Below are 21,040 nucleotides of genomic sequence, written 5' to 3'. Positions count from 1 at the left end.
TTCGAAACGCGAAAACGCTCTAACTTTTTGCTTTAACGCATTTCCGGACGGAAAACCGGGATCCACTTTTCCTGGAAATGCTCTAAATGGGAATGGAATGCGTCGCGGCAAAGCGTAACAACACCTCGCGCGCGCTTTCCAGCGAATTGTGATCGTCCAGCGCGGCATTCAGCTCATCGGCAAGGCGCGCGGCATCAAGCCCGAGCAGCATGGCCTTGACCGGACCGATCGCCGTCGGCGACATGGAAACCGAGCGGAAACCGAGGCCGATCAGGGCCATGGCCGAAAGCGGTTTGCTTGCCATTTCACCGCAAAGCGTGACGGAGGTATGGTGCCTTTCACCCGCACGCACGATATCGCGCAGGATGCGCAGGAACGGCTTGCCGAGATTGTCGAAACGATCCGAAACCCTTGCATTGCCGCGATCGACCGCCATGGAAAACTGGAACAGGTCGTTGGAACCGACGGAAACGAAATCCACCTCCTGCATCAGCTCATCGAGCTGCCACATCAAAGACGGCACTTCCAGCATCGCGCCGAATTGCAGTTTTTTCGGCAGCGCATGGCTGAACTTCGAGAGATGCTGCACTTCCTTCTGGAGAAGATCGCGCGCGGCGCGGATTTCGGAAACCTCCGTCACCATCGGCAGCATCATGCGCAGTTCAGCACCCGAAGCGGCACGCAGCAGCGCGCGCATCTGCGTGCGCATCAGGCCTGGACGGTCGAGCGACAGGCGGATCGCCCGCCAGCCCAGTGCCGGGTTTTCCTCTTCCTGACCGCGCATATAAGAAACGACCTTGTCGCCGCCGATATCGAGCGTGCGGAAGGTGACGCTCTTGCCCTTTGCCTGCCGCAGAACGGAACGGTAGAACGCCTCCTGCTCCTCGCCCTTCGGCATGTTGGAGGCGATCATGAATTGCAGCTCGGTGCGGAACAGGCCAATGCCGTCGGCGCCGGATTCGTCCAGCTGCGGCAGGTCCACCAAAAGGCCCGCATTCATCTTGAGATTGACCTTCTGGCCATCCTTGGTGATCGGCTCGACATTGCGCAGCGCGCGGAACTGCTCCTGCCGCCGGGCGCGCAGGCGCACCTTTTCCTCATAGGCGCGCTGCAGATCCGACATGGGACGCAGATGCACCTGACCATCGTCGCCATCGATGATGATGGGATCGTTGTTTTCGGCAAGTGCGACGATGCCCGTGGCCTGCCCGATGATCGGAATGCCCATGGCACGCGCGACGATGACGACATGGCTTGTCACGGCACCGTCTTCGAGCACCAGACCGCGCAGTTTTTCACGCGGGTAATCGAGCAGTTCGGCAGCACCCATGGCGCGGGCCAGAACGATGGCGTCAAGAGGGAAATCCTGCTCCGGTCCACGCCCGCCAAAACCGATCAGCTGGCGCAGCAGCCGGTTGGCGAGATCGTCGAAATCATGCATGCGCTCGCGAAGATAAGGGTCCGTCAGGCGCATCATGCGCGCCTTGGTGTCGCTCTGCACCTTCTCAACCGCCGCTTCCGCCGTCAGGCCGTTGCGGATCGCCTCTTCCATGCGCCGCACCCAGCCCTGGTCGTGGGCGAACATGCGGTAGGTTTCCAGAACCTCGCGGTGCTCGCCTTCCGTCGGCACGTCGCGGCGCTGCAACATGTCATCGATCGACAGGCGAAGTGACCCGATGGCATCGGCAAGACGACGGATTTCCGTATCCGCATCTTCGTTCAAGAGATTGGTGACGACGATGCGGGGATCGTGCAAGACGACATGGCCAAGACCGATGCCTTCGCCATAGGCGTCGCCATCGATGGAAACGGCGCGCGTCAGGTCCAGCTCAACACCGGGGCGGGTAATCTTTTTCAACTCGCCGCTCGCCACTATTTCAGCGATAAGCATCGCGGTTGTCTCGAGCGCTTCAACTTCATCCTCCCGGTACGTTCGGCTGGCCTTGTTCTGGACCACAAGAACGCCAAGAGTGCGACCGGAACGCAAAATCGGCACACCGAGGAAGGAATGATAAATTTCCTCACCGGTTTCAGGAAGATAACGGAATGCGGGATGCGCCTGCGCATCGGAAAGATTGAGCGGCTGGGCGGAAGCGGCGATGGTGCCGACAAGACCCTGCCCCATTTTCAGCTGGGCAAGATGCACGGCATCCTTGTTGAGACCTTCTGTCGCGTAAAGCTCCAGCACGCTGTCGGAGCGCAGCACGTAGACCGAGCAAACCTCCGCCACCATGTTGCTGGCTATCTGGCGAACGATCTGGTCCAGGCGGTCCTGCGGTTCAAGGTGCTCCGCCATCATTTCGCGCAGCCGCTTGAGCAGGACGCGCGGACCTGCGGAAAGGTCTCTCATCGCGTTTGCTCCCCGACGCTTCCGATCCGAATGTCATAATATTCGGGAATCAAAACGTCATTTAAAAATTTATAGCGAGAGAAGCGCGTCCCGCAAGGGACACGCTTTCATGAAACGCCACATCGGAAGAACGCAACCCCGAAGAATCGGAGCATCGGGAACCGATGTCTCGGCTTAGCTCTTATCGAGACCGTAGGCGGAATGCAAAGTGCGAACCGCAAGTTCGGCATAGGCGCCGTCGATCAGGATCGAAATTTTGATCTCGGAGGTGGTGATCGCCTTGATGTTGATGTTCTTCTCGGCAAGTGCCTTGAAAGCGCTGGCGGCAACGCCGGCGTGGCTGCGCATGCCGATACCGATGACGGAAACCTTGGCAAGACCCGTCTCGTTCTGCGCGACGTCGAAGCCGATCTGGGCCTTGTTCTCGTCCAGAACCTTCAGAGCCTTGACAACGTCACCCGAGGGAACGGTGAAGGTCATGTCGGTGCGCGAACCGTCTTCGGAGATGTTCTGCACGATCATGTCGACGTTGATATGCGCTTCAGCGAGCGGCCCGAAGATCGCAGCGGAGACGCCCGGACGGTCGGCCACGCGGCGCAGCGAGATCTGTGCTTCATCCTTGGCATAGGCGATGCCGGTTACGACTTCCTGTTCCACGATTTCATCCTCGTCACAAATCAAAGTACCGGGCGGGTTGATGAGGTCGCCCATGCCCGGCGCATCGGGATCCTCGAAACTGGAGCGAACGAAGGTGCGCACCTTGTGTACCATCGCAAGCTCGACCGAGCGAACCTGCAGAACCTTCGCGCCGAGAGACGCCATTTCGAGCATTTCCTCGAAAGCGATCTTCTTCATGCGGCGAGCCTTGGGCTCGATGCGGGGATCGGTCGTGTAGACACCGTCGACATCCGTATAGATGTCGCAACGATCCGCCTTGACGGCGGCGGCAATCGCAACGGCGGACGTGTCCGAGCCGCCGCGGCCGAGCGTCGCAATGCGATTGTCCGGACCAATGCCCTGGAAACCGGCAACGACGGCCACCTGGCCCTCGCCCATGCGATGAATGATATCCGACCCATCGATCTCGAGAATGCGGGCGGCGCCATGCGCATTGTCGGTGCGGATCGGGATCTGCCAGCCCTGCCAGGAGCGCGCATTAATGCCCATGGATTGCAGCGTGATCGCCAGAAGACCTGATGTCACCTGTTCGCCGGATGCGACGACCGCGTCATATTCGCGCGCATCGTAGAAGGAGGCGGCGTTGGCGCCGGCCACTTTCGCAGCATTCTGCACCCAGTCCACCAATTCGTTGGTTTTGCCGGACATGGCGGAAACGACCACGGCCACTTCATGGCCGGCATCCACTTCGCGTTTCACATGCCGCGCGACATTGTGAATGCGTTCGAGGTTCGCGACGGACGTGCCGCCGAATTTCATGACAATGCGAGCCATAGCCTTGACCAGTACCATCCCATTTTCCCGCCGGCTCCTTCGAAGAGCGGACGGACAAGAACAAACCCAGTCGGCTCTTCCTGACAAAGAGCCTCAAGTTGCGGGTCTCTTAGCGAAAAGGCGGGGGGCACGCAATGCCGTTTATGAACCATGCGGTACGCCTTTTTTAGAGCAGCCGGCAAAAGAAGATGGCCGGATGGAACGGGTCGCCATCCATAAGAGGATGAAAGAGCGTACCGCACTGCACTGTACAAACCGGCGCATTCGCAGTATGAGCGCGGCAATGCAACCGGCCAGATGGCCGAAATGGCCTGTATCGGCTGCCCCGGAGACTTTAGGACCTATTGGTTTCGGGCGGATGCGGGCAGCTTCATATCCGAAAGACGGTAGATGACAGACACCCAGGGTATCGCCCCGGCGATCGCGCAGGCGTTGGAAAAACGCGGCTACAAAGACTTGACCCCCGTGCAGCAGGCGATGCTGTCACCGGAACTTGCCGACAAGGACGCGCTGGTTTCCGCGCAGACCGGCTCCGGCAAGACGGTCGCCTTCGGCATCGCGCTGGCGACCACGCTGCTTTCGGAAAACACCCGCTTCGGTCAGGCTTCCGCACCGCTGGCACTTGCCATTGCCCCGACCCGCGAACTGGCCATGCAGGTCAAGCGCGAGCTGGAATGGCTTTATGAATTCGCCGGCGTGTCGATCGCATCCTGCGTCGGCGGCATGGATATCCGCAATGAGCGCAGGGCGCTGGAGCGCGGCGCCCATATCGTCGTTGGCACACCCGGCCGTCTGTGCGACCATATCAAGCGTGGCGCACTCGATCTGTCGTCCATCCGCGCCGTGGTGCTGGATGAGGCCGACGAGATGCTCGATCTCGGTTTCCGTGAGGATCTGGAATTCATTCTGGAAGAATCGCCCGACGATCGCCGCACACTGATGTTCTCGGCCACCGTGCCGCGCAGCATTGCCAAGCTGGCCGAAAGCTACCAGAAGAACGCAGTGCGCATCGCCACCGCTTCCGAACAGAAGCAGCATGTGGATATCGAATATCGCGCGCTTCTGGTGTCGCCGTCCGATCGCGAGAACGCCATCATCAACGCGCTGCGCTTTTACGAAGCCCGCAACGCCATCGTCTTCTGCTCCACCCGCGCCGCCGTCAACCATCTGACGGCCCGGTTGAACAATCGCGGCTTCTCGGTCGTGGCCCTCTCCGGCGAACTGACGCAGAACGAGCGCACGCACGCGCTGCAGGCCATGCGTGACGGCCGCGCCCGTGTTTGCGTGGCGACCGACGTTGCCGCCCGCGGCATCGACCTGCCGGGGCTGGAACTCGTCATCCACGCCGACCTGCCGACCAATTCCGAAACGCTTCTGCACCGCTCGGGCCGTACCGGCCGTGCCGGGCAGAAGGGTGTCAGCGCCATCATCGTGCCCGTGAGCCAGCGCCGCAAGGCCGAACGTCTTCTCGAAGGCGCCAAGGTCAGCCCCGCATGGGTTCGCCCGCCCTCCGTCGAAGAGATCGTCGAGCGCGACGGCGCGAGGCTTCTGGCCGATCCGACACTCAGCGAAGCCGTGGCTGAGGACGAACGCGATTTCGTGACGAAGCTGCTCGAACAGCATGGCGCGGAAAAAGTCGCCGCCGCTTTCGTGCGTCTTTATCACGCCGGACGCTCGGCACCGGAAGACATCTTCGAAGTCGCGCTGGACAACGCCCGCAAGCCGCGCCGCGACAGCTTTGAGACGGTCGAAAACAACGCACCGCGCCGCGAACGCTCCGATTTCGCCGACAGCGCATGGTTTTCGCTTTCGGTCGGCCGCAAGCAGAGTGCTGAGCCACGCTGGCTCATCCCGATGCTCTGCCGTTTCGGCAAGATCACCCGTCAGGATATCGGTGCGATCCGCATGCAGCAGACGGAAACCTTTGTGGAACTGGCGGCAGACGCCGTTGATCGTTTCACCTCCGCCATCGGCAAGGACATGATGCTGGAGAAGGGCATTCGTCTGAAGGCGCTGGAAGGCAAGCCGGAGATGACCGGCAATGTCCGCGAAGACACAAGGCCTGCCAAGGCGCAGCGGAAGTTCAGCAAATCCGACAATGCGGGCGCCCCTCGCGACGACCGCAAGGGCGACGACAAGCCCTGGAAAAAGAAAAAGCCCTTCGGCGACAAGCCGAAATACGAGGGCAAGAAGGACAAGCCGTTCGAAAAGCGCGGACCGAAGCCGACAAAGGGCTGAGGAAAAGCCTCTCCACACGCGACGTCATCCTCGGGCTCGACCCGAGGATCCATTGATTTCAAAGGGTTATGGATCCTCGGGTCAAGCCCGAGGATGACGGTGCAGAGGGTTGAACACTTCAAAACAACAAAAAGCCCCGCTTTCGCGGGGCTTTTATTTTGTCTCGATTTCTCAGAACGCCGTCAATCAGAATTCCAGCGCCCGATCGCCGTTTTCATCCTTGATGCGGTTCGGCAAACCAATCTTGTTCAGAATGTTCAGGAACGGCTTCGGCGGCAGTTCTTCCACATTGGCCATCTGCTTCACGTCCCATTCGCCGGTGGCGATGAGCATGGCGGCGGCGACGGGGGGAACGCCGGCTGTGTAGGAAATGCCCTGCGAGCCGACTTCTTCATAGGCTTCCTTGTGGTCGGCCACATTGTAGATGAAGACTTCGCGTTCCTTGCCGTCCTTGATGCCCTTGACGATATCGCCGATGCAGGTCTTGCCGACATAGTCGGGCGCCAGCGAAGACGGATCGGGCAGTACGGCCTTGACGACCTTCAGCGGCACGACTTCAAGGCCTTCAGCCGTCTTGACCGGCTTTTCGGACAGGAGACCGAGGTTCTTCAGCACGGTGAAGACGTTGATATAATGATCGCCGAAGCCCATCCAGAAGCGCACATCGGCACCGTCCATGTTCTTGGAGAGCGAATGGACCTCGTCATGGCCGGTCATATAGGCCTTCTGCTTGCCGACGACAGGCAGGTCGAATTCCTGACCGACTTCGAACATCTGGTTCGTCTGCCACTCGCCCTTCTGCCAGGAATAGACGACGCCGGTGAATTCGCGGAAGTTGATTTCCGGGTCAAAATTCGTCGAGAACCAGCGGCCATGGCTGCCGGCATTGATATCAACGATATCGACCGAAGTGACCTTGTCGAAATAATCATCCTTGGCGAGACGGGCATAGGCATTGACCACGCCCGGGTCGAAACCGACGCCGAGAATGGCGGTAACGCCCTTTTCCTTGCATTCTTCCGCACGCTTCCACTCGTAGTTTCCGTACCACGGCGGCGCCTCGCAAATCTTGGTGGGATCCTCGTGGATCGCCGTGTCCATATAGGCAACACCTGTGTCCATGCAGGCCCGAAGAACGGACATGTTGACGAAAGACGAACCGACGTTGATGACGATTTCAACACCGGTCTGTTTAATCAAGGCTTTCGTCGCCTCGATATCCATAGCGTCAAGCGCATGGGCCTCAAGTTTCACATCTGTCTTGAGGCTCTTCTTTTCGCGTACGGACTCGACAATCTTGCGGCACTTTCCCAAAGTCCGTGACGCAATATGAATGTCTCCCAATACATCGCTGTTCTGGGCGCATTTATGCGCCACGACCTGTGCTACGCCACCGGCGCCGATGATCAGAACGTTCTTCTTCATTTCAGGTGATGCCTCCTTTTCCCCGCAGGGATGAGCTTCGTTTCATGTTAAAAACAGGGTTTAAGACAGGCTTTGCTCGAAATCGGCAAAGTCGAATTCACGAACGGCGCGAACGGTGCCGTCCAGTTCCTTGATGGCGATGGTCGGCATTTTCACGCCGTTGAACCAGTTCTTCTTGACCATGGTGTAGCCGGCCGCATCCTGGAAGGAGATGCGGTCACCGACCTTCAGCTCCTTGTCGAAGCGGAAATCGCCGAAAATATCGCCCGCAAGGCAGGACTTGCCGCAGACCATGTAGGGATGCTCGCCCTCGTTCGGCGAAACCTTGGCGGTTTCGCGGTAGATCAGCAGATCGAGCATGTGCGCTTCGATGGAGCTGTCGACGATGGCGAGATTCTTGCCGTTGAACAGCGTGTCGAGAACCGTCACTTCCAGCGTCGTGCTCTTGGTGATCGAGGCTTCGCCCGGCTCCAGATAGACCTGCACACCATATTTTTCCGAAAAGGCGCGCAGACGGTCGCAGAACTGGTCGAGCGGATAATTGTCGCCCGTGAAGTGAATGCCGCCACCGAGGCTCACCCATTCAGCACGCGATAGCAGCGATCCGAATTTTTCTTCAATCTGCGTCAGCATGCGGTCGAACAGCGAAAAATCGCCGTTCTCGCAATTATTGTGGATCATGAAACCGGAAATACGGTCCATGACCTTATCGACCTTGGCGACATCCCATTCGCCAAGACGGCTGAAGGGACGCGCGGGATCGGCAAGATCGAAGCTCGAGGAGCTGACCTGCGGATTGAGGCGCAGACCCCGGGTGATACCCGACGCCTTCTCCGCGAAACGCTCCAGCTGGCCGATGGAGTTGAAGATGATCTTGTCCGCATTCGAGATCACCTCGTCGATTTCGTAATCGGCATAGGCGACGGAATAGGCGTGCGTTTCACCGCCAAATTTCTCGCGGCCAAGGCGGACTTCATAAAGCGAGGACGAGGTGGTGCCGTCCATATATTGCGACATGAAATCGAACACCGACCATGTGGCGAAGCATTTCAGCGCCAGCAGCGCCTTGGCGCCGGATTTTTCCCGCACATAGGCAATCTTCTCCATGTTGCGAAGAAGTTTTGTCTTGTCGATGAGGTAATAAGGCGTCTGAAGCATGTCGTTTCACATATTGATTGAAGTCAAGGTACGTCTCGATGATGGGCCTTATATGATGCTTGTGACAGGAAAACAAATGTCCGGCACCGAATTCCCGGAAAATTGCCCCCGGCCCTTAAATGCCCGCGAAGAAAACATACCGGGCGCGGAACCAAGCAAGCATCGGCGCGTTTGAATGGCGGACAGGCAGGTGTTTCGGTTGCGCAAACCCAGGTTATTGAGCGACGGAATTCACCTGCTGCGGCGGTCGGTTTGGCCTGTCGCAATTTCCATCAACGATGTTCCAGGAAGGACTTCACCTATGGCAAGCGTGCGTAGCAGCGTCAATGACAAGATCCAGCAATCCCTCGAAAACGGTGATGCAGCCGAAGTGGCGGCACAGCTTGCCCAGCTTCGCGAAGATCTGGCAAATCTTGCCAAGAGCGTTAAGGCGCTTGGCGTCGGCGCCTCGCATGAACTGAAGGCACAGGCCGCCCGCGTTGCCGACGATGCCCTGACTGCATCCGGCGAGATGGCGGATAGCGTTCGCAACGAAATTTCTTCGCTGAACGACAATCTGACGGATCAGGTCCAGAAAAACCCGCTCCAGTCCCTCGGTATTGCCGTGGGCGTGGGCTTCCTGCTCGCCCTCCTTACGCGTCGATAAGGCCGCATCATGCTTGAGGCATTGCTGGTCTATCTGGGAGACACCCAGCGCGAAGGACGCGTCGTCACCCGGCGTCTGCGCGCCACCATCATCCTGTGGGTGCTGACCGGTGTCTTCTTTCTGATCGCTTTTGTCGCCGCCGTGGTTGCGGGGTCGATCTACCTTGCCCGGCATGTCGGTGCCGGTCCTGCCGCGCTCGTCGTCGCCGGCACAGCCTTCCTGCTCGGTGTCATCATGCTGGTGGCATTGGCAATCGTCAAACGTCCCAGAGCCTACGCGGCGCGGCCCGTCGCGCCTTTGACGGCTGCGCCCCTAACCGCAGCACCCCTGGCCCTGCAATCGCTGCTGACGCTGGCGATCCAGGCGCGGCCCTATGCGACGCTTGCCGTCGCCATGGCCGCCGGTTTTCTGGCAACGAGGGCCAATACGCGGAAAAAGAAATAGACACCTTCGGGCGCGTTTCGACTCTTCGTCAAGCTCTCATTAGTTGCTGCGCATCCTAACCATGGATGCGCAGTTTTTTTTATGTTACCCGCGATGGATAGATTGGTTGTTAGCGCTTGCTGCCAGGCCGCCCTTATTTGAACAAAGTGACATACAGTCTCGGCGCGTCCGCGTGTTTTTTCTGAAAGGCGATTGATGAAGAAGAAAGTCCTTGTCGTCGGCGGTGCCGGCTATATTGGTTCGCATACCTGCCTTCTTTTATCCGAAAGAGGGTATGAACCGGTCGTTTTCGACAATCTGTCCAATGGGCATGAGGAATTTGTCCGGTGGGGACCCTTTGAACAGGGCGATATTCGCGATCGGGCGCGATTGGACGAAGTCTTTGCCAAACACCAGCCGGAAGCCGTCCTGCATTTTGCAGCACTGATCGAAGTCGGCGAATCGGTGAAACAGCCGGTTGCCTTCTACGACAACAACGTCATCGGCTCGCTCAACCTTCTCTCGGCCGCCATCGATGCCGGCGTCACGGCCTTTGTTTTCTCCTCCACCTGCGCCACCTATGGGTTGCCGGAACAGGTGCCGATCGACGAGACGCACCGGCAGGCGCCGATCAACCCCTATGGCCGCACCAAATGGGTGGTTGAGCAGGCTTTGAAGGATTACAGCACCTATAAGGGGCTGCGCTCGGTGATGCTGCGCTATTTCAATGCCGCGGGCGCCGATTTCGAAGGCCGCATCGGCGAATGGCACAAGCCGGAAACCCATGCGATTCCGCTTGCCATCGAAGCGGCACTCGGCCGGCGTCAGGGCTTCAAGGTATTCGGCACGGATTACGACACCCGTGACGGCACCTGCGTGCGCGACTATATCCACATTCTCGATCTGGCCGACGCCCATGTGCGGGCGGTGGATTATCTGCTGGCGGGCGGTGAAACCGTCGAACTCAACCTCGGCACCGGCACCGGCACGACGGTGAAGGAATTGCTGGCGGCGATTTCTGAAGTGTCCGGCCGCCCCTTCCCGGTTGAATATACAGACCGCCGCGATGGCGATTCCACCACCCTTGTCGCCAATAATGACAAGGCAAAGGCTGTTCTCGGCTGGGAACCGCGTTATTCACTGGCCGACATCATCAAATCCGCCTGGGCCTGGCATTCCTCGCGCAACGCCGGGGACTGAGCGGGCCAATCGTTACCTGCAAAAAAAGACACCGGCCTTCTGGCCGGTGCCTCTCGCGAGACGGCTACTGTCAGCCAGTCCCACTCCTGCCTCCCAGGTATGGGATTAAGGCTTTGTAGCGGAAGTAGTCGTGCTGTCAGGTGCAGCCGGCGTTGCCGCATTCTTTTCGCTGGCCTTCTGTTCCAGCGTCTTGAATTCCGGTGCCGCCTTCAGCGTTTCCGCCGTCTCCGTCGTCGTCAGACGGATCGTGCCATCCTGCGCGTTACGCGTCATTGTCACCTTGTCCATGGGAACGGCCACATCCTTGGCACCGATGCCGAGGAAGCCGCCGACGCCGATCACGGCTGCAACGAGGCCGCCATCCTGCTCCATGATGAGGTTGGTGACATTGCCGATGCTTTCATCGGCGGCGGTGTAGACCGATTTGCCGATATAATCATTGGCGCTGATCTGCGTTTCACCCTGCTCGGTGATGTAGGCGCCGCCCGTCGTTGCTGCCGCACTGTCATTGGCCGCAGGAGCCGTAGGCGCCATGGGGGTAGCAGGCGGCGTTGCCGGCTCGGTCTGCGCGCTCGGGCTTGCCGGTGCAGGCTGGGCGGTGCCCTGAGCGATGGCAAGCGGCGCGAAAGCCGTCGTGCCCATCAGGGCGGCGGTGACGAGTATGTTCAGTTTCTTTGCCATTTTCGTACCTTCCTTTCATCGTTCTCAACTGGCCCGGCGGTAACGAGTTTTGCTTCCGCTGCTTGGCCGGTTCGTTTTGCAAACGGGTTGATCGTTGAAATAGTTCCGATTTTTTCAATCACACCGACGCAATTGGGGCGTGTCGCGACAACCGAGGGTAAAAATCAGGCATTGCTAAAGGGGACTGGCACGGTATTATCCCTGACGTAACAAGGACGTAACTGCCGGAGTTTTTGTATGCCTCAATCCGGCAAAGAACTGAAAGACATGATCTCGGCTTTGCGTCGGCGCAGCGCGAATTTTTTTCCGACCGCCTCCATCGGCACCTATCTGGTGGTGATGGCAACCGTCATTACACTGCCGCTCATTCTTTTCGGCGGCTATCTGATGCTGCGCCTCGAAGCCGAAAAACGCGATGACCTGCAGCGCGAGACCATTGAGGACGCGCGGGTCGTCAGCCGTAATATCGATCGCCGCCTGCAGGAAATCGCCACCTCACTCAACCTGCTGTCGCAATTCCCGGAGCTTGAAAGCGGCAATCTTTCCGCCTTTCAGGGACGTGTTGCCGAAAGTCTGAAGCGGGAAGGACTTTTCGCCATTCTCGCCACCAAGGACGGCCAGCAGCGCCTCAATACGCGCGTGCCCTATGGCCAGCCACTGGGCAAGGTGCCGGCCGAGGCCAATCTCGAAAAGGCGATCGAATCCCGCCGCATCACCGTCTCGGACATGTTTTTCGGCGCAACCAGCAAGGAATGGGTATTCAACGTTACGATGCCGCTCAACCCGGATCTGGGTTCGGCCGGAGACGCCCTGATCCTGACGCAGAACGCCAGCGACCTCAGCCGGCTCATTCCCACCGAAAACCTGCCGCGCAACTGGGCGGTCGCCATCATCGACGGTACAAATCGCGTTGTTGTTTCCAGTTCACAGGTTGAGGCAGAGGTGGGCAAGCCATTCGTCACCCCCGCCGTCCTTTCGGAAATGCAGGCCTTTAGCGGCAATTTTTTCGACGGCAAGGGCAATCTCTACGCCTATGCGCAATTACCGGGCTGGCAATGGAAGATCGTGATGTGGGGGCCGCTTGCTGCAAGCCAGGCGGCGCTGGTGGATACCTGGCGGCAGATGATGATCGGCAGCCTGATGCTCGTATTGATCGCCATCGGCGGCGCCTATCTGGTCGGCCGGCAATTGCGCATGTCCATTCGCGACCTGACCCATATGGCCGAGCGCATCGGTGAAGGCGAGATCGTGGCCCCCGTCGATACCAAGATCAAGGAGGCCAACCAGGTTGCCATTGCGCTCTCCAACGCCTCCTTCGACAGAAGCCAGTCGGAGGAGCGGCTGCAATTGCTGCTGCACGAACTCGTTCACCGCTCCAAGAACATTCTGACGCTGGTTCAGGCGATGATCCGGCAGCTGGGACGGGAGAATAAAAGCATCCCGGAATTCCAGAAAGAGGTGGATCACCGTCTGCGCGGTCTGGGAATGTCGATCCGGGCCTTGGCGGAAGTTCAGTGGCAGGGCCTGCCTATCCGCAAGCTGATAGAGACCCATCTCGACGTTTTCGGTACGGTTTCCGAGCGTTTCGCGCTTTCGGGAGAAGATTTCATGCTTTCTCCCGAAGCGGCACAGAATTTTGGCCTTGTGGTGCATGAGCTGACGACGAACTCCATCAAATATGGATCGCTGTCGGTTCCCTTGGGAAAGATCACCCTGAGCTGGAAGACGCTTGAAAAAGACGGAAGGCAGATGATCCATCTCATCTGGACCGAGACGGGTGGCCCGCCGGCAACGGAGCCGACCCGCAAGGGTTTTGGCACCACCGTCATCAAACGGCACGCCGAAGGCGCGTTTGGCGGACAGGTGACAACGGAATATCGCGAAACCGGTTTCGAATGGTCGCTCGAAGCACCAATGCGCTACTTCATTCCGAGGCGGTCCGAACCGGCGCACTAAGGGTCTCAGGACCCATGTGCCGGTGTAAACGGCAGGTGAATTTGGCCTCTGTCAAAAAAAATAGATTTGAGGGGAACCGAATCCAGCCACAGGCATTCTTACTGCAGGCCAAGCAATTCCCCCGTCCCCGCCTGAAGCTTGGCTGAAAATAAACAGGTTTCGCCCCTGAAAACCTGTTATAAAAATAGCACGGCTCTCATACGAGCCGTGCTTTTTTATTGCGCTTTCCGCAAGATCGAAGCCGGGTCATACCTGCCAGGCCTGACCCGCACATCCGGCAATTATCTCAAGAGTCTGCGCTGTCGCCAGTGGGAAATTTCAGCCGGTATACGATCCGTTCCCGTGTCAGCTGGTATTCGGCGCTTCCGCCCAGTGCGGATGGAACCACCTTTTCAAGCACAACGCTGCCGAAGCTGCCGCGCCGGGTCTCCGCCGGCTCTTTCGACGGCTTGATCGGCTCTATCCATTCAACGATGTAGGAATCATCTTCCTGGCGACATTGCAGCGATATCGGCGGATGATAGGCAAGATTGCCGCTATGGCTGACCGTATTGACCACCAGCTCATGGAAGGCGAGCCCGATATAGAGCGCGCCATTCGGATTGAGCAGCAGGTTTTCCCCCTCCATGTGGATGAGGTTCGGATATTCCGGCACATAAAGGTCAAACTGCTGACGAAGAAGCTCGAATATGCGCGCGCCCCTCCAGTCGGAATCCGTGATGAGATCCTGACTTTGGGCAAGGGCATGCAACCGTCCCCGGAATTTGCGCAGAAAATCATCCTTGGTGAGGCTGAAACGGGCCGTCTGGCCCGCAAGACTCTGGATGATCGCCAGGAGATTCTTGGAACGGTGGCTGACTTCACGCAGCAGCGAGCGCAAAAGCTGCTCGCGCCGCCTTTCCGCCGTTACCTCCCTTATGGTGGTTTTCAGCACCGTCTGGTTCGACTGGTTGAAGGTGGAATAGACCTGAAACTGGAAGACCCGGTCGTTTCCGGCATTCACTTCCAGCATGCCCCGGCTACCCGCGGCATTCATATCCTTTTTAAGTTCGGCAAGCCGCGCGGAGAGATCGTCGCCGAACAGATTCTCATCAGTTGGATGGGAATCTGCCGGCAAACGCCAGACATCCGGCAGGTTGGCCACGAATATGTAATCGCGGTTCCAGTCCTGCAGCATGACTGTTTCACCCGAATCGAGCAACGCAAGGACGAGCGAATCGTGAAGCTCACTCTCGTTCCTTTCCGCGTTATGCCATGCCAGCCGATGCAAATTCGTCTCCTTGCAGAAAGCCGTGGGAAAGTCCCACGACCGTAACCGCCAACGCCCGGGAACCCCACTGGTTCCCAGTTCATCCGCGGTTTCGGCAAACTTCACGCCGCGACGCGAGAGCTTTCGTTGAAAAACAGAGCCTGGCTGATAAGCGCTTTCACCATATCCGGGTTAAACGGCTTGGTAACAAGGAAAGTCGGTTCAGGACGTTCACCCGTCAGAAGTCGCTCCGGAAAAGCCGTAATGAAAATCACCGGCAGGGACGTCATCTGGAGGATGTCCTTCATTGCATCGAGGCCGGAACTGCCATCGGCAAGCTGGATGTCGGCAAGGATCATCTTCGGCTGGGTGCGATGGAAGAGGTCGAGCGCCTCGGTATGCGTGCGGGCAATGCCCGTGACGCGGTGGCCGAGATCGGTGACCATCTGCTCGATATCCATGGCGATCAGAGGTTCATCCTCGATAATCATGATATCGGTCGCCACCTGACGCGCGATTTCCGAGGCCGCCTCGTCGATCAACTGGCCGACGCGTTCTTCGGACACTTTCAGAACCTCTGCTGCTTCCGAAGGCGTGAACTCCTCGACCGTGGTCAGAAGGAAAGCCTGACGGGCGAGAGGCGGGACGGCGGAGAGGTTCGCAGAGGCGCGTTTTTCCCATCCCGACAGGTTTTCGTCAGCCTTAATATTGATCGTGACGGAACTAAAGATCGATACGAACAATTGATAGAGCGAAGCCCGATCGCTGCTTGTCTGCGGGAAGATGCTGATATCGGCAATCAGAGCTTCGAGTGTTGCCGCAACATAGGCATCGCCCGTGGATTGTGAGCCGCAAACGGCACGCGCGAACCTGCGCAGATATGGCAGGTGCGGTGCGATGCGTGTAGAAACTGACATGGAATTCTCCCCTTTCATGCGGCCTGCAACGCAAACCCAAGATAGCAACGTGCGCATCGCAAAAAAAGTTCCGAAGCGTCGGAACTATTTTTTTCATCACGCATTCTTTGCTCGACACAAAAGGAATACCGGACGTTATGAACATATTTCAATCGGACCAAGATCAGCCGGACAATTCGGCCGCCCCCCAGGTTCCGCACTCCGGGCGGGCGGTGATTTCCCGCAAGCTCAGGGAGCTTTACGATGCCGTTCAGGATGAAGGCATCCCTGATAAATTCCTCGATCTTCTCGAAAAACTCGATGAAGCCGAAAGCAAAGCCAAAATAAAGGCTTCGGAGGAATGATGGCGAAAGAGCCGGAGCAGACAGAATACAACTTCAAACGGGAAATGCTGGCGGCGCTGCCGAACCTGCGTGCCTTCGCGATTTCGCTTATCCGCTCAAGGGACCGTGCAGACGATCTCGTGCAGGACACGATCATGAAGGCCTGGGCCAAACAGGACAGCTATCAGCCTGGCACCAACATGCGGGCATGGCTGGTGACGATCCTGCGCAACGAGTTCTACAGCCAGATCCGCAAGTCCGGGCGCGAAGTGCAGGATACGGACGGGGTCTATACCTCGCGCCTGTCGGTGCCTCCTGAACAGCACGGATCGGTCGACCTGCAGGATTTCCGCGCCGCCCTTGCGAAATTGCCGGACGATCAGCGCGAAGCGATCCTGCTGATCGGGGCTTCGGGTTTTGCCTACGAGGAAGCCGCCGAAATCTGCGGCTGCCCGGTCGGCACGATCAAGAGCCGGGTCAGCCGTGCAAGGCTGCGCCTGCAGGAGCTTCTCGGCATTGAAAACGAAAACGAGTTCGGTCCCGACGCGCAGATGAGCGCGGTCACCGCCGCTGCCACGGCGCGCTGAGAGAACTGAACGCAGACGGCAATAAACGGGCAGGCCTGCATCTGCCCGTTTTTCTTTGCCCGCTTCCTTAGATGCCGGTTTCCTTGACCGATTGCATCACCACGAATGTCGAGGTGTTGGAAACCGATGGCAGGCTTGAGATTTTTTCACCGAGCACTCTTCGATATTTGCGGATATCGCTGGTACGGACCTTCAGCAGATAATCGAAGGCGCCGGCGATCATGTGACATTCCTCGACTTCCTTGATCTTGCGCACCGCCGCGTTGAATTCCTCCAGCGCCTTTTCACGCGTATCGGAAAGCTTGACCTCGGCAAAGGCGATGTGATCGACGCCGAGTTTCTGTGGATTGAGCATGGCGCGGAAGCCGAGAATATAACCTTCGTCGACCAGCCGCTTGAGCCGCGTCTGGCAAGGCGTCTTGGAAAGGCCGACGCGTTTCGACAGTTGCAGGACCGACATGCGCCCGTCTTCGCTGAGCGCCTCGAGAATCTTGAGATCGAAGTGATCCAGATCGTCTGTTTTTTGACTATTTGCCATGTGATTTAACGCCAAATGTGAATAATAAAAGTTCGTATTGCCTGTTTTATACTGAAAATAGGGCCATAGCAATTTTTGCAGCGATGGTATTGTACTCGCCAGGATGAAAAGCGGCGGGTGGAGGACACGCTGCCGCCGACGGTCTGTCTTCAACAGCTTTTTCAGGGTTTTCAGAATGGCCGATGGTGCAATCAACGCCAGTGTAAACAACGCCGACGTCAACACGCAGCAAGCGGTGGACGGCATTTTCCAGAATTTCGCGCAGCCGGTGCGCGAGCAGAGCCTGCTGCGCAAGGCGATCACCGCCGCCTATCGCCGCCCGGAGGAAGAATGCCTGGCGCCGCTGATCGAGGCCGCAACGGTGACGGCTGAAGAGACGAAAGCCATTCGCGACACGGCCCGCAAACTGATCGAGGCATTGCGCGCCAAGACCAAGGGCACCGGCGTCGAAGGGCTGGTGCAGGAATATTCGCTCTCCAGCCATGAGGGCGTGGCGCTGATGTGCCTCGCCGAAGCGCTGCTGCGCATTCCCGACACCGCCACCCGCGACGCGCTGATCCGCGACAAGATCGCGCGCGGTGACTGGAAGTCCCATATTGGCGGCGGGCGTTCGCTTTTCGTCAACGCCGCCACCTGGGGTCTCGTCATCACCGGCAAGCTGACCTCGACGGTCAATGATAGCGGCCTTTCGGCGGCGCTGACCAAGCTGATCGCCCGGGCGGGCGAACCCGTCATCCGTCGCGGCGTCGATATGGCCATGCGCATGATGGGCGAGCAATTCGTCACCGGCGAAACCATCGGTGAAGCGATCAAGCGTTCGAAGCCGCTGGAAGAACAGGGCTTCCAATATTCCTACGACATGCTGGGCGAAGCCGCGACCACCGCCAAGGATGCGGAGCGTTATTACAAGGACTACGAAAACGCCATCCACGCCATCGGCAAGGCGTCTGCCGGCCGCGGCATCTATGGCGGTCCGGGCATTTCCATCAAGCTTTCGGCGCTGCATCCGCGTTACGCCCGCGCGCAGGCCGAACGCGTGATGGCGGAGCTGCTGCCGCGCGTCAAATCGCTGATGCTGCTCAGCAAGAAATATGATATCGGCCTCAACATCGATGCCGAGGAAGCCGACCGGCTGGAACTGTCGCTCGATCTTCTGGAAGAGCTGGCGCTCGACAGGGACCTCGCCGGCTGGAACGGCCTCGGTTTCGTCGTGCAGGCCTATGGCCGCCGCTGCCCCTTCGTTCTGGACTACATCATCGATCTCGCCCGCCGTTCGGGCCGGCGCATCATGGTGCGTCTCGTCAAGGGCGCCTATTGGGATGCCGAAATCAAGCGCGCGCAGGTGGAGGGGCTGGAGGACTTCCCGGTCTTCACCCGCAAGGTCCACACCGACGTCTCCTACATTGCCTGCGCCCGAAAGCTGCTCGCCGCACGCGATCTGGTCTTCCCGCAATTTGCGACCCACAATGCGCAGTCCATGGCGACGATCTACCATCTCGCCGGCCCCGGCTTCAAACTCGGCGACTATGAGTTCCAGTGCCTGCATGGCATGGGCGAACCGCTTTACAGCGAAGTCGTCGGCAAGAAGAAGCTCGATCGGCCCTGCCGCTTCTACGCCCCCGTCGGCACGCATGAGACGCTGCTGGCCTATCTCGTCCGCCGCCTGCTGGAGAACGGTGCGAACTCTTCCTTCGTCAACCGCATCGCCGATCCTGCCGTGCCGGTGGACTCCCTGCTGGAAGACCCGGTTGCCGTCGTCAAGGCCTATACTGTTCCCGGCGCGCGTCACGACCGCATCGCCGCCCCCGAAGGCCTGTTCGGCCCGGAACGCAAAAACTCCGCCGGTCTCGATCTTTCCAGCGAAACGACGCTCGCCGCACTGGACAAAACCCTGAAGGCAGGTGCTGCGACGGAATGGAAAGCCACCGCGCCGCAGGCAAGTGGCAACACGCGCCCGGTTCTCAATCCCGGCGACCACAATGATATCGTCGGCCATGTGACGGAGCCGACTGAAGGCGATGTCGAGGCGGCCATGCAGCGGGCGGCAGCCTCAAGCTGGCCCTCCACCCCGGTGGAAGAACGTGCCGCCTGCCTGGAGCGGGCCGCCGACGCGATGCAGGCTGAAATGCCCGCCCTGCTCGGCCTCATCATGCGCGAAGCGGGAAAATCCATGCCCAACGCGATTGCCGAGGTGCGCGAGGCCATCGACTTCCTGCGTTATTACGCAGCGGAAGCCCGCAGGAACTTCAAATCCGGCGAAACACCGCTCGGCCCGGTCGTCTGCATCAGCCCGTGGAATTTCCCGCTCGCCATCTTCATCGGTCAGGTGACGGCGGCGCTGGTTGCCGGCAATCCGGTGCTGGCAAAGCCCGCCGAAGAAACGCCGCTGATCGCGGCGCAGGGTGTGCGCCTGCTGCATGAGGCAGGCGTTCCACAGGACGCCGTGCAGCTTCTGCCGGGCGACGGCAAGACGGGGGCCGCACTTGTTGGTTCACCCTTGACGGCCGGCGTGATGTTCACGGGTTCGACGGAAGTGGCGCGGCTTATTCAGGGCCAGCTTGCCGGCCGGGTTCTCGCCAATGGCCAGCCGGTGCCGCTGATCGCCGAAACCGGCGGCCAGAACGCCATGATCGTCGATTCCTCCGCACTTGCCGAGCAGGTGGTCGCCGATGTCATTGCATCCGCTTTCGACAGCGCCGGCCAGCGCTGCTCGGCGCTGCGCATCCTCTGCCTGCAGGAGGATGTGGCGGACCGCACGCTGACCATGCTGAAAGGCGCGCTGCATGAATTGCGCATCGGCCGCACCGACAAGCTCTCCGTCGATGTCGGCCCCGTCATTACCGCCGAGGCGAAGGGCATCATCGAAAAGCACATTGATGGCATGCGCGGGCTCGGCCATCGGATCGAACAGATTTCGCTTGCGGGTGAGACCGGCAAGGGCACTTTCGTGCCGCCGACGATCATCGAGATGAAATCGCTCGCCGATCTGAAACGCGAAGTCTTCGGACCGGTGCTGCACGTCATCCGCTTCAAGCGTGACAATCTCGACCGGCTGATCGACGAGATCAACGCCACCGGTTACGGCCTCACCTTCGGCCTGCATACCCGTCTTGACGATACGATCCAGCACGTCCTGTCGCGCGTCGCCGCCGGCAATCTTTATGTGAACCGCAACATCATCGGCGCGGTCGTCGGCGTTCAGCCCTTCGGCGGACGTGGCCTTTCCGGCACCGGCCCCAAGGCCGGCGGGCCGCTCTATCTTGGCCGCGTGACACAAACCGCGCCGAAGATTGATCGTGTCGCCAGCCAGCAGGACCAGGCGGCCGTCGATCTTGCCCGCTGGCTGGATGAAAACGGCCAGACCATCGCGGCTGAGGCCGCAAGGCAGGCTGCGGCCCTTTCCGGCCTCGGCTTTGAAACAGAACTGGCAGGCCCGGTCGGGGAGCGCAATGTCTATGCGCTGCATCCGCGCGGCAAGGTTCTGCTGATCCCCGCTACGGAACAGGGGCTGTATCGCCAGCTGGCGGCAGCGCTTGCCACCGGCAACTCGGTCGTCATCGACAATGCGTCGGGACTGGAAAAAGCGATCTATGGATTGCCGGCAACCGTCACCTCGCGCATCGCCTGGGCTGACAACTGGGAAAAATCCGCACCCTTCGCCGGCGCGCTGATCGAAGGTGATGCGGAGCGTGTCGTAACGATCAACAAGAAGATCGCCGCCCTGCCCGGCCCGCTGGTTCTGGTTCAGGCTGCGACAACGGAAGCGCTTTCCGGTGAAAGCCAGCCCTATACGCTCGACTGGCTGGTGGAAGAAGTCTCGGTCAGCGTCAACACCACGGCCGCCGGCGGCAATGCCAGCCTGATGAGCATCGGCTGATAAATATAATCCGGCAGGGT

17 protein-coding genes are annotated in these 21,040 nt (G+C 59.3%); 9 read left to right on the top strand and 8 right to left on the bottom strand.

Annotated features, from left to right (window positions below; genetic code table 11):
- Positions 1-82 precede the first annotated feature (82 nt).
- On the bottom strand, positions 83-2,350 hold the full coding sequence (ptsP, locus tag FY152_20475; GenBank protein ID UXS34505.1) for a phosphoenolpyruvate--protein phosphotransferase: 2,268 nt from the start codon (positions 2,348-2,350) through the stop codon (positions 83-85).
- A gap of 174 nt (positions 2,351-2,524) precedes the next feature.
- Complete coding sequence (locus tag FY152_20470; protein ID UXS34504.1) at positions 2,525-3,802, bottom strand: aspartate kinase; 1,278 nt, start codon at positions 3,800-3,802, stop codon at positions 2,525-2,527.
- Positions 3,803-4,192: 390 nt separating this feature from the next.
- Between FY152_20470 and FY152_20465 the strand changes: the two genes are divergently transcribed.
- Positions 4,193-6,040, top strand: a complete 1,848-nt coding sequence (locus tag FY152_20465; protein ID UXS34503.1) for a DEAD/DEAH box helicase — start codon at positions 4,193-4,195, stop codon at positions 6,038-6,040.
- 186 nt (positions 6,041-6,226) lie between these two features.
- Here the strand turns inward: FY152_20465 and FY152_20460 are convergent, their stop codons facing one another.
- Together FY152_20460 and nspC are read right to left on the bottom strand one after the other, a co-directional pair.
- Positions 6,227-7,465: a saccharopine dehydrogenase family protein gene (locus FY152_20460; protein ID UXS34502.1), complete on the bottom strand. Its 1,239-nt coding sequence runs from the start codon at positions 7,463-7,465 to the stop codon at positions 6,227-6,229.
- A 60-nt stretch (positions 7,466-7,525) separates the two neighbouring features.
- Entirely contained in the window at positions 7,526-8,623 is a 1,098-nt protein-coding gene (gene nspC / locus FY152_20455; GenBank protein ID UXS34501.1) for a carboxynorspermidine decarboxylase, read from the bottom strand.
- Here nspC and FY152_20450 point away from each other — a divergent pair.
- The 4 genes from FY152_20450 to galE all read left to right on the top strand — a co-directional run bounded on the left by FY152_20450 (position 8,622) and on the right by galE (position 10,892).
- The gene (locus tag FY152_20450) at positions 8,622-8,798 is read left to right on the top strand and encodes a hypothetical protein (GenBank protein UXS34500.1); all 177 of its coding nucleotides are present in this window, start codon (positions 8,622-8,624) and stop codon (positions 8,796-8,798) included. The two genes, nspC and FY152_20450, sit on opposite strands and share 2 nt — an antisense overlap.
- Before the next feature lie 126 nt (positions 8,799-8,924).
- Positions 8,925-9,269 (top strand): DUF883 family protein, encoded by a 345-nt coding sequence (locus tag FY152_20445; GenBank protein UXS34499.1) that lies wholly within the window; start codon positions 8,925-8,927, stop codon positions 9,267-9,269.
- 9 nt (positions 9,270-9,278) lie between these two features.
- Positions 9,279-9,713, top strand: coding sequence for a hypothetical protein (locus FY152_20440; protein ID UXS34498.1), 435 nt, complete (start codon positions 9,279-9,281; stop codon positions 9,711-9,713).
- Between the two features lie 195 nt (positions 9,714-9,908).
- Positions 9,909-10,892 (top strand): UDP-glucose 4-epimerase GalE, encoded by a 984-nt coding sequence (gene galE, locus FY152_20435; protein UXS34497.1) that lies wholly within the window; start codon positions 9,909-9,911, stop codon positions 10,890-10,892.
- Between the two features lie 105 nt (positions 10,893-10,997).
- Here the strand turns inward: galE and FY152_20430 are convergent, their stop codons facing one another.
- Complete coding sequence (locus FY152_20430; protein UXS34496.1) at positions 10,998-11,573, bottom strand: photosystem reaction center subunit H; 576 nt, start codon at positions 11,571-11,573, stop codon at positions 10,998-11,000.
- Positions 11,574-11,810: 237 nt separating this feature from the next.
- Here FY152_20430 and FY152_20425 point away from each other — a divergent pair, with 237 nt between their 5' ends.
- Positions 11,811-13,529 carry a histidine kinase gene (locus tag FY152_20425; GenBank protein ID UXS34495.1) on the top strand — a complete coding sequence of 573 codons (1,719 nt, stop codon included), beginning with the start codon at positions 11,811-11,813 and terminating at the stop codon, positions 13,527-13,529.
- Between the two features lie 286 nt (positions 13,530-13,815).
- Here the strand turns inward: FY152_20425 and FY152_20420 are convergent, their stop codons facing one another.
- Together FY152_20420 and FY152_20415 are read right to left on the bottom strand one after the other, a co-directional pair.
- Positions 13,816-14,799, bottom strand: a complete 984-nt coding sequence (locus tag FY152_20420) for a sensor histidine kinase (GenBank protein UXS34494.1) — start codon at positions 14,797-14,799, stop codon at positions 13,816-13,818.
- A 101-nt stretch (positions 14,800-14,900) separates the two neighbouring features.
- On the bottom strand, positions 14,901-15,695 hold the full coding sequence (locus FY152_20415; protein UXS34493.1) for a response regulator: 795 nt from the start codon (positions 15,693-15,695) through the stop codon (positions 14,901-14,903).
- A gap of 137 nt (positions 15,696-15,832) precedes the next feature.
- Here FY152_20415 and FY152_20410 point away from each other — a divergent pair, with 137 nt between their 5' ends.
- The gene (locus tag FY152_20410; protein ID UXS34492.1) at positions 15,833-16,039 is read left to right on the top strand and encodes a hypothetical protein; all 207 of its coding nucleotides are present in this window, start codon (positions 15,833-15,835) and stop codon (positions 16,037-16,039) included.
- Positions 16,039-16,605 carry an RNA polymerase sigma factor gene (locus FY152_20405; protein UXS34491.1) on the top strand — a complete coding sequence of 189 codons (567 nt, stop codon included), beginning with the start codon at positions 16,039-16,041 and terminating at the stop codon, positions 16,603-16,605. Before FY152_20410 ends, FY152_20405 begins: the two co-directional genes overlap by 1 nt.
- 67 nt (positions 16,606-16,672) lie before the next feature.
- Here FY152_20405 and FY152_20400 read toward each other — a convergent pair whose 3' ends face one another.
- Positions 16,673-17,143, bottom strand: a complete 471-nt coding sequence (locus FY152_20400) for a winged helix-turn-helix transcriptional regulator (protein ID UXS34490.1) — start codon at positions 17,141-17,143, stop codon at positions 16,673-16,675.
- Between the two features lie 175 nt (positions 17,144-17,318).
- Between FY152_20400 and putA the strand changes: the two genes are divergently transcribed.
- Entirely contained in the window at positions 17,319-21,020 is a 3,702-nt protein-coding gene (gene putA, locus FY152_20395; GenBank protein ID UXS34489.1) for a trifunctional transcriptional regulator/proline dehydrogenase/L-glutamate gamma-semialdehyde dehydrogenase, read from the top strand.
- Positions 21,021-21,040: the final 20 nt, after the last annotated feature.

The organism is Agrobacterium tumefaciens, from assembly GCA_025560025.1.
In the GTDB taxonomy this organism is placed as follows: domain Bacteria; phylum Pseudomonadota; class Alphaproteobacteria; order Rhizobiales; family Rhizobiaceae; genus Agrobacterium.
The sequence above is the reverse complement of the archived record's forward strand: the minus strand, read 5'-3'. Positions and strand labels throughout refer to the sequence as shown.

Bases quoted from the DNA above. Each gene is read 5' to 3' on its own strand.
- ptsP (UXS34505.1), bottom strand. From the start codon at position 2,350: ATGAGAGACCTTTCCGCAGGTCCGCGCGTCCTGCTCAAGCGGCTGCGC.
- FY152_20470 (UXS34504.1), bottom strand. From the start codon at position 3,802: ATGGCTCGCATTGTCATGAAATTCGGCGGCACGTCCGTCGCGAACCTC.
- FY152_20465 (UXS34503.1), top strand. From the start codon at position 4,193: ATGACAGACACCCAGGGTATCGCCCCGGCGATCGCGCAGGCGTTGGAA.
- FY152_20460 (UXS34502.1), bottom strand. From the start codon at position 7,465: ATGAAGAAGAACGTTCTGATCATCGGCGCCGGTGGCGTAGCACAGGTC.
- FY152_20450 (UXS34500.1), top strand. From the start codon at position 8,622: ATGTCGTTTCACATATTGATTGAAGTCAAGGTACGTCTCGATGATGGG.
- nspC (UXS34501.1), bottom strand. From the start codon at position 8,623: ATGCTTCAGACGCCTTATTACCTCATCGACAAGACAAAACTTCTTCGC.
- FY152_20445 (UXS34499.1), top strand. From the start codon at position 8,925: ATGGCAAGCGTGCGTAGCAGCGTCAATGACAAGATCCAGCAATCCCTC.
- FY152_20440 (UXS34498.1), top strand. From the start codon at position 9,279: ATGCTTGAGGCATTGCTGGTCTATCTGGGAGACACCCAGCGCGAAGGA.
- galE (UXS34497.1), top strand. From the start codon at position 9,909: ATGAAGAAGAAAGTCCTTGTCGTCGGCGGTGCCGGCTATATTGGTTCG.
- FY152_20430 (UXS34496.1), bottom strand. From the start codon at position 11,573: ATGGCAAAGAAACTGAACATACTCGTCACCGCCGCCCTGATGGGCACG.
- FY152_20425 (UXS34495.1), top strand. From the start codon at position 11,811: ATGCCTCAATCCGGCAAAGAACTGAAAGACATGATCTCGGCTTTGCGT.
- FY152_20415 (UXS34493.1), bottom strand. From the start codon at position 15,695: ATGTCAGTTTCTACACGCATCGCACCGCACCTGCCATATCTGCGCAGG.
- FY152_20410 (UXS34492.1), top strand. From the start codon at position 15,833: ATGAACATATTTCAATCGGACCAAGATCAGCCGGACAATTCGGCCGCC.
- FY152_20405 (UXS34491.1), top strand. From the start codon at position 16,039: ATGGCGAAAGAGCCGGAGCAGACAGAATACAACTTCAAACGGGAAATG.
- FY152_20400 (UXS34490.1), bottom strand. From the start codon at position 17,143: ATGGCAAATAGTCAAAAAACAGACGATCTGGATCACTTCGATCTCAAG.
- putA (UXS34489.1), top strand. From the start codon at position 17,319: ATGGCCGATGGTGCAATCAACGCCAGTGTAAACAACGCCGACGTCAAC.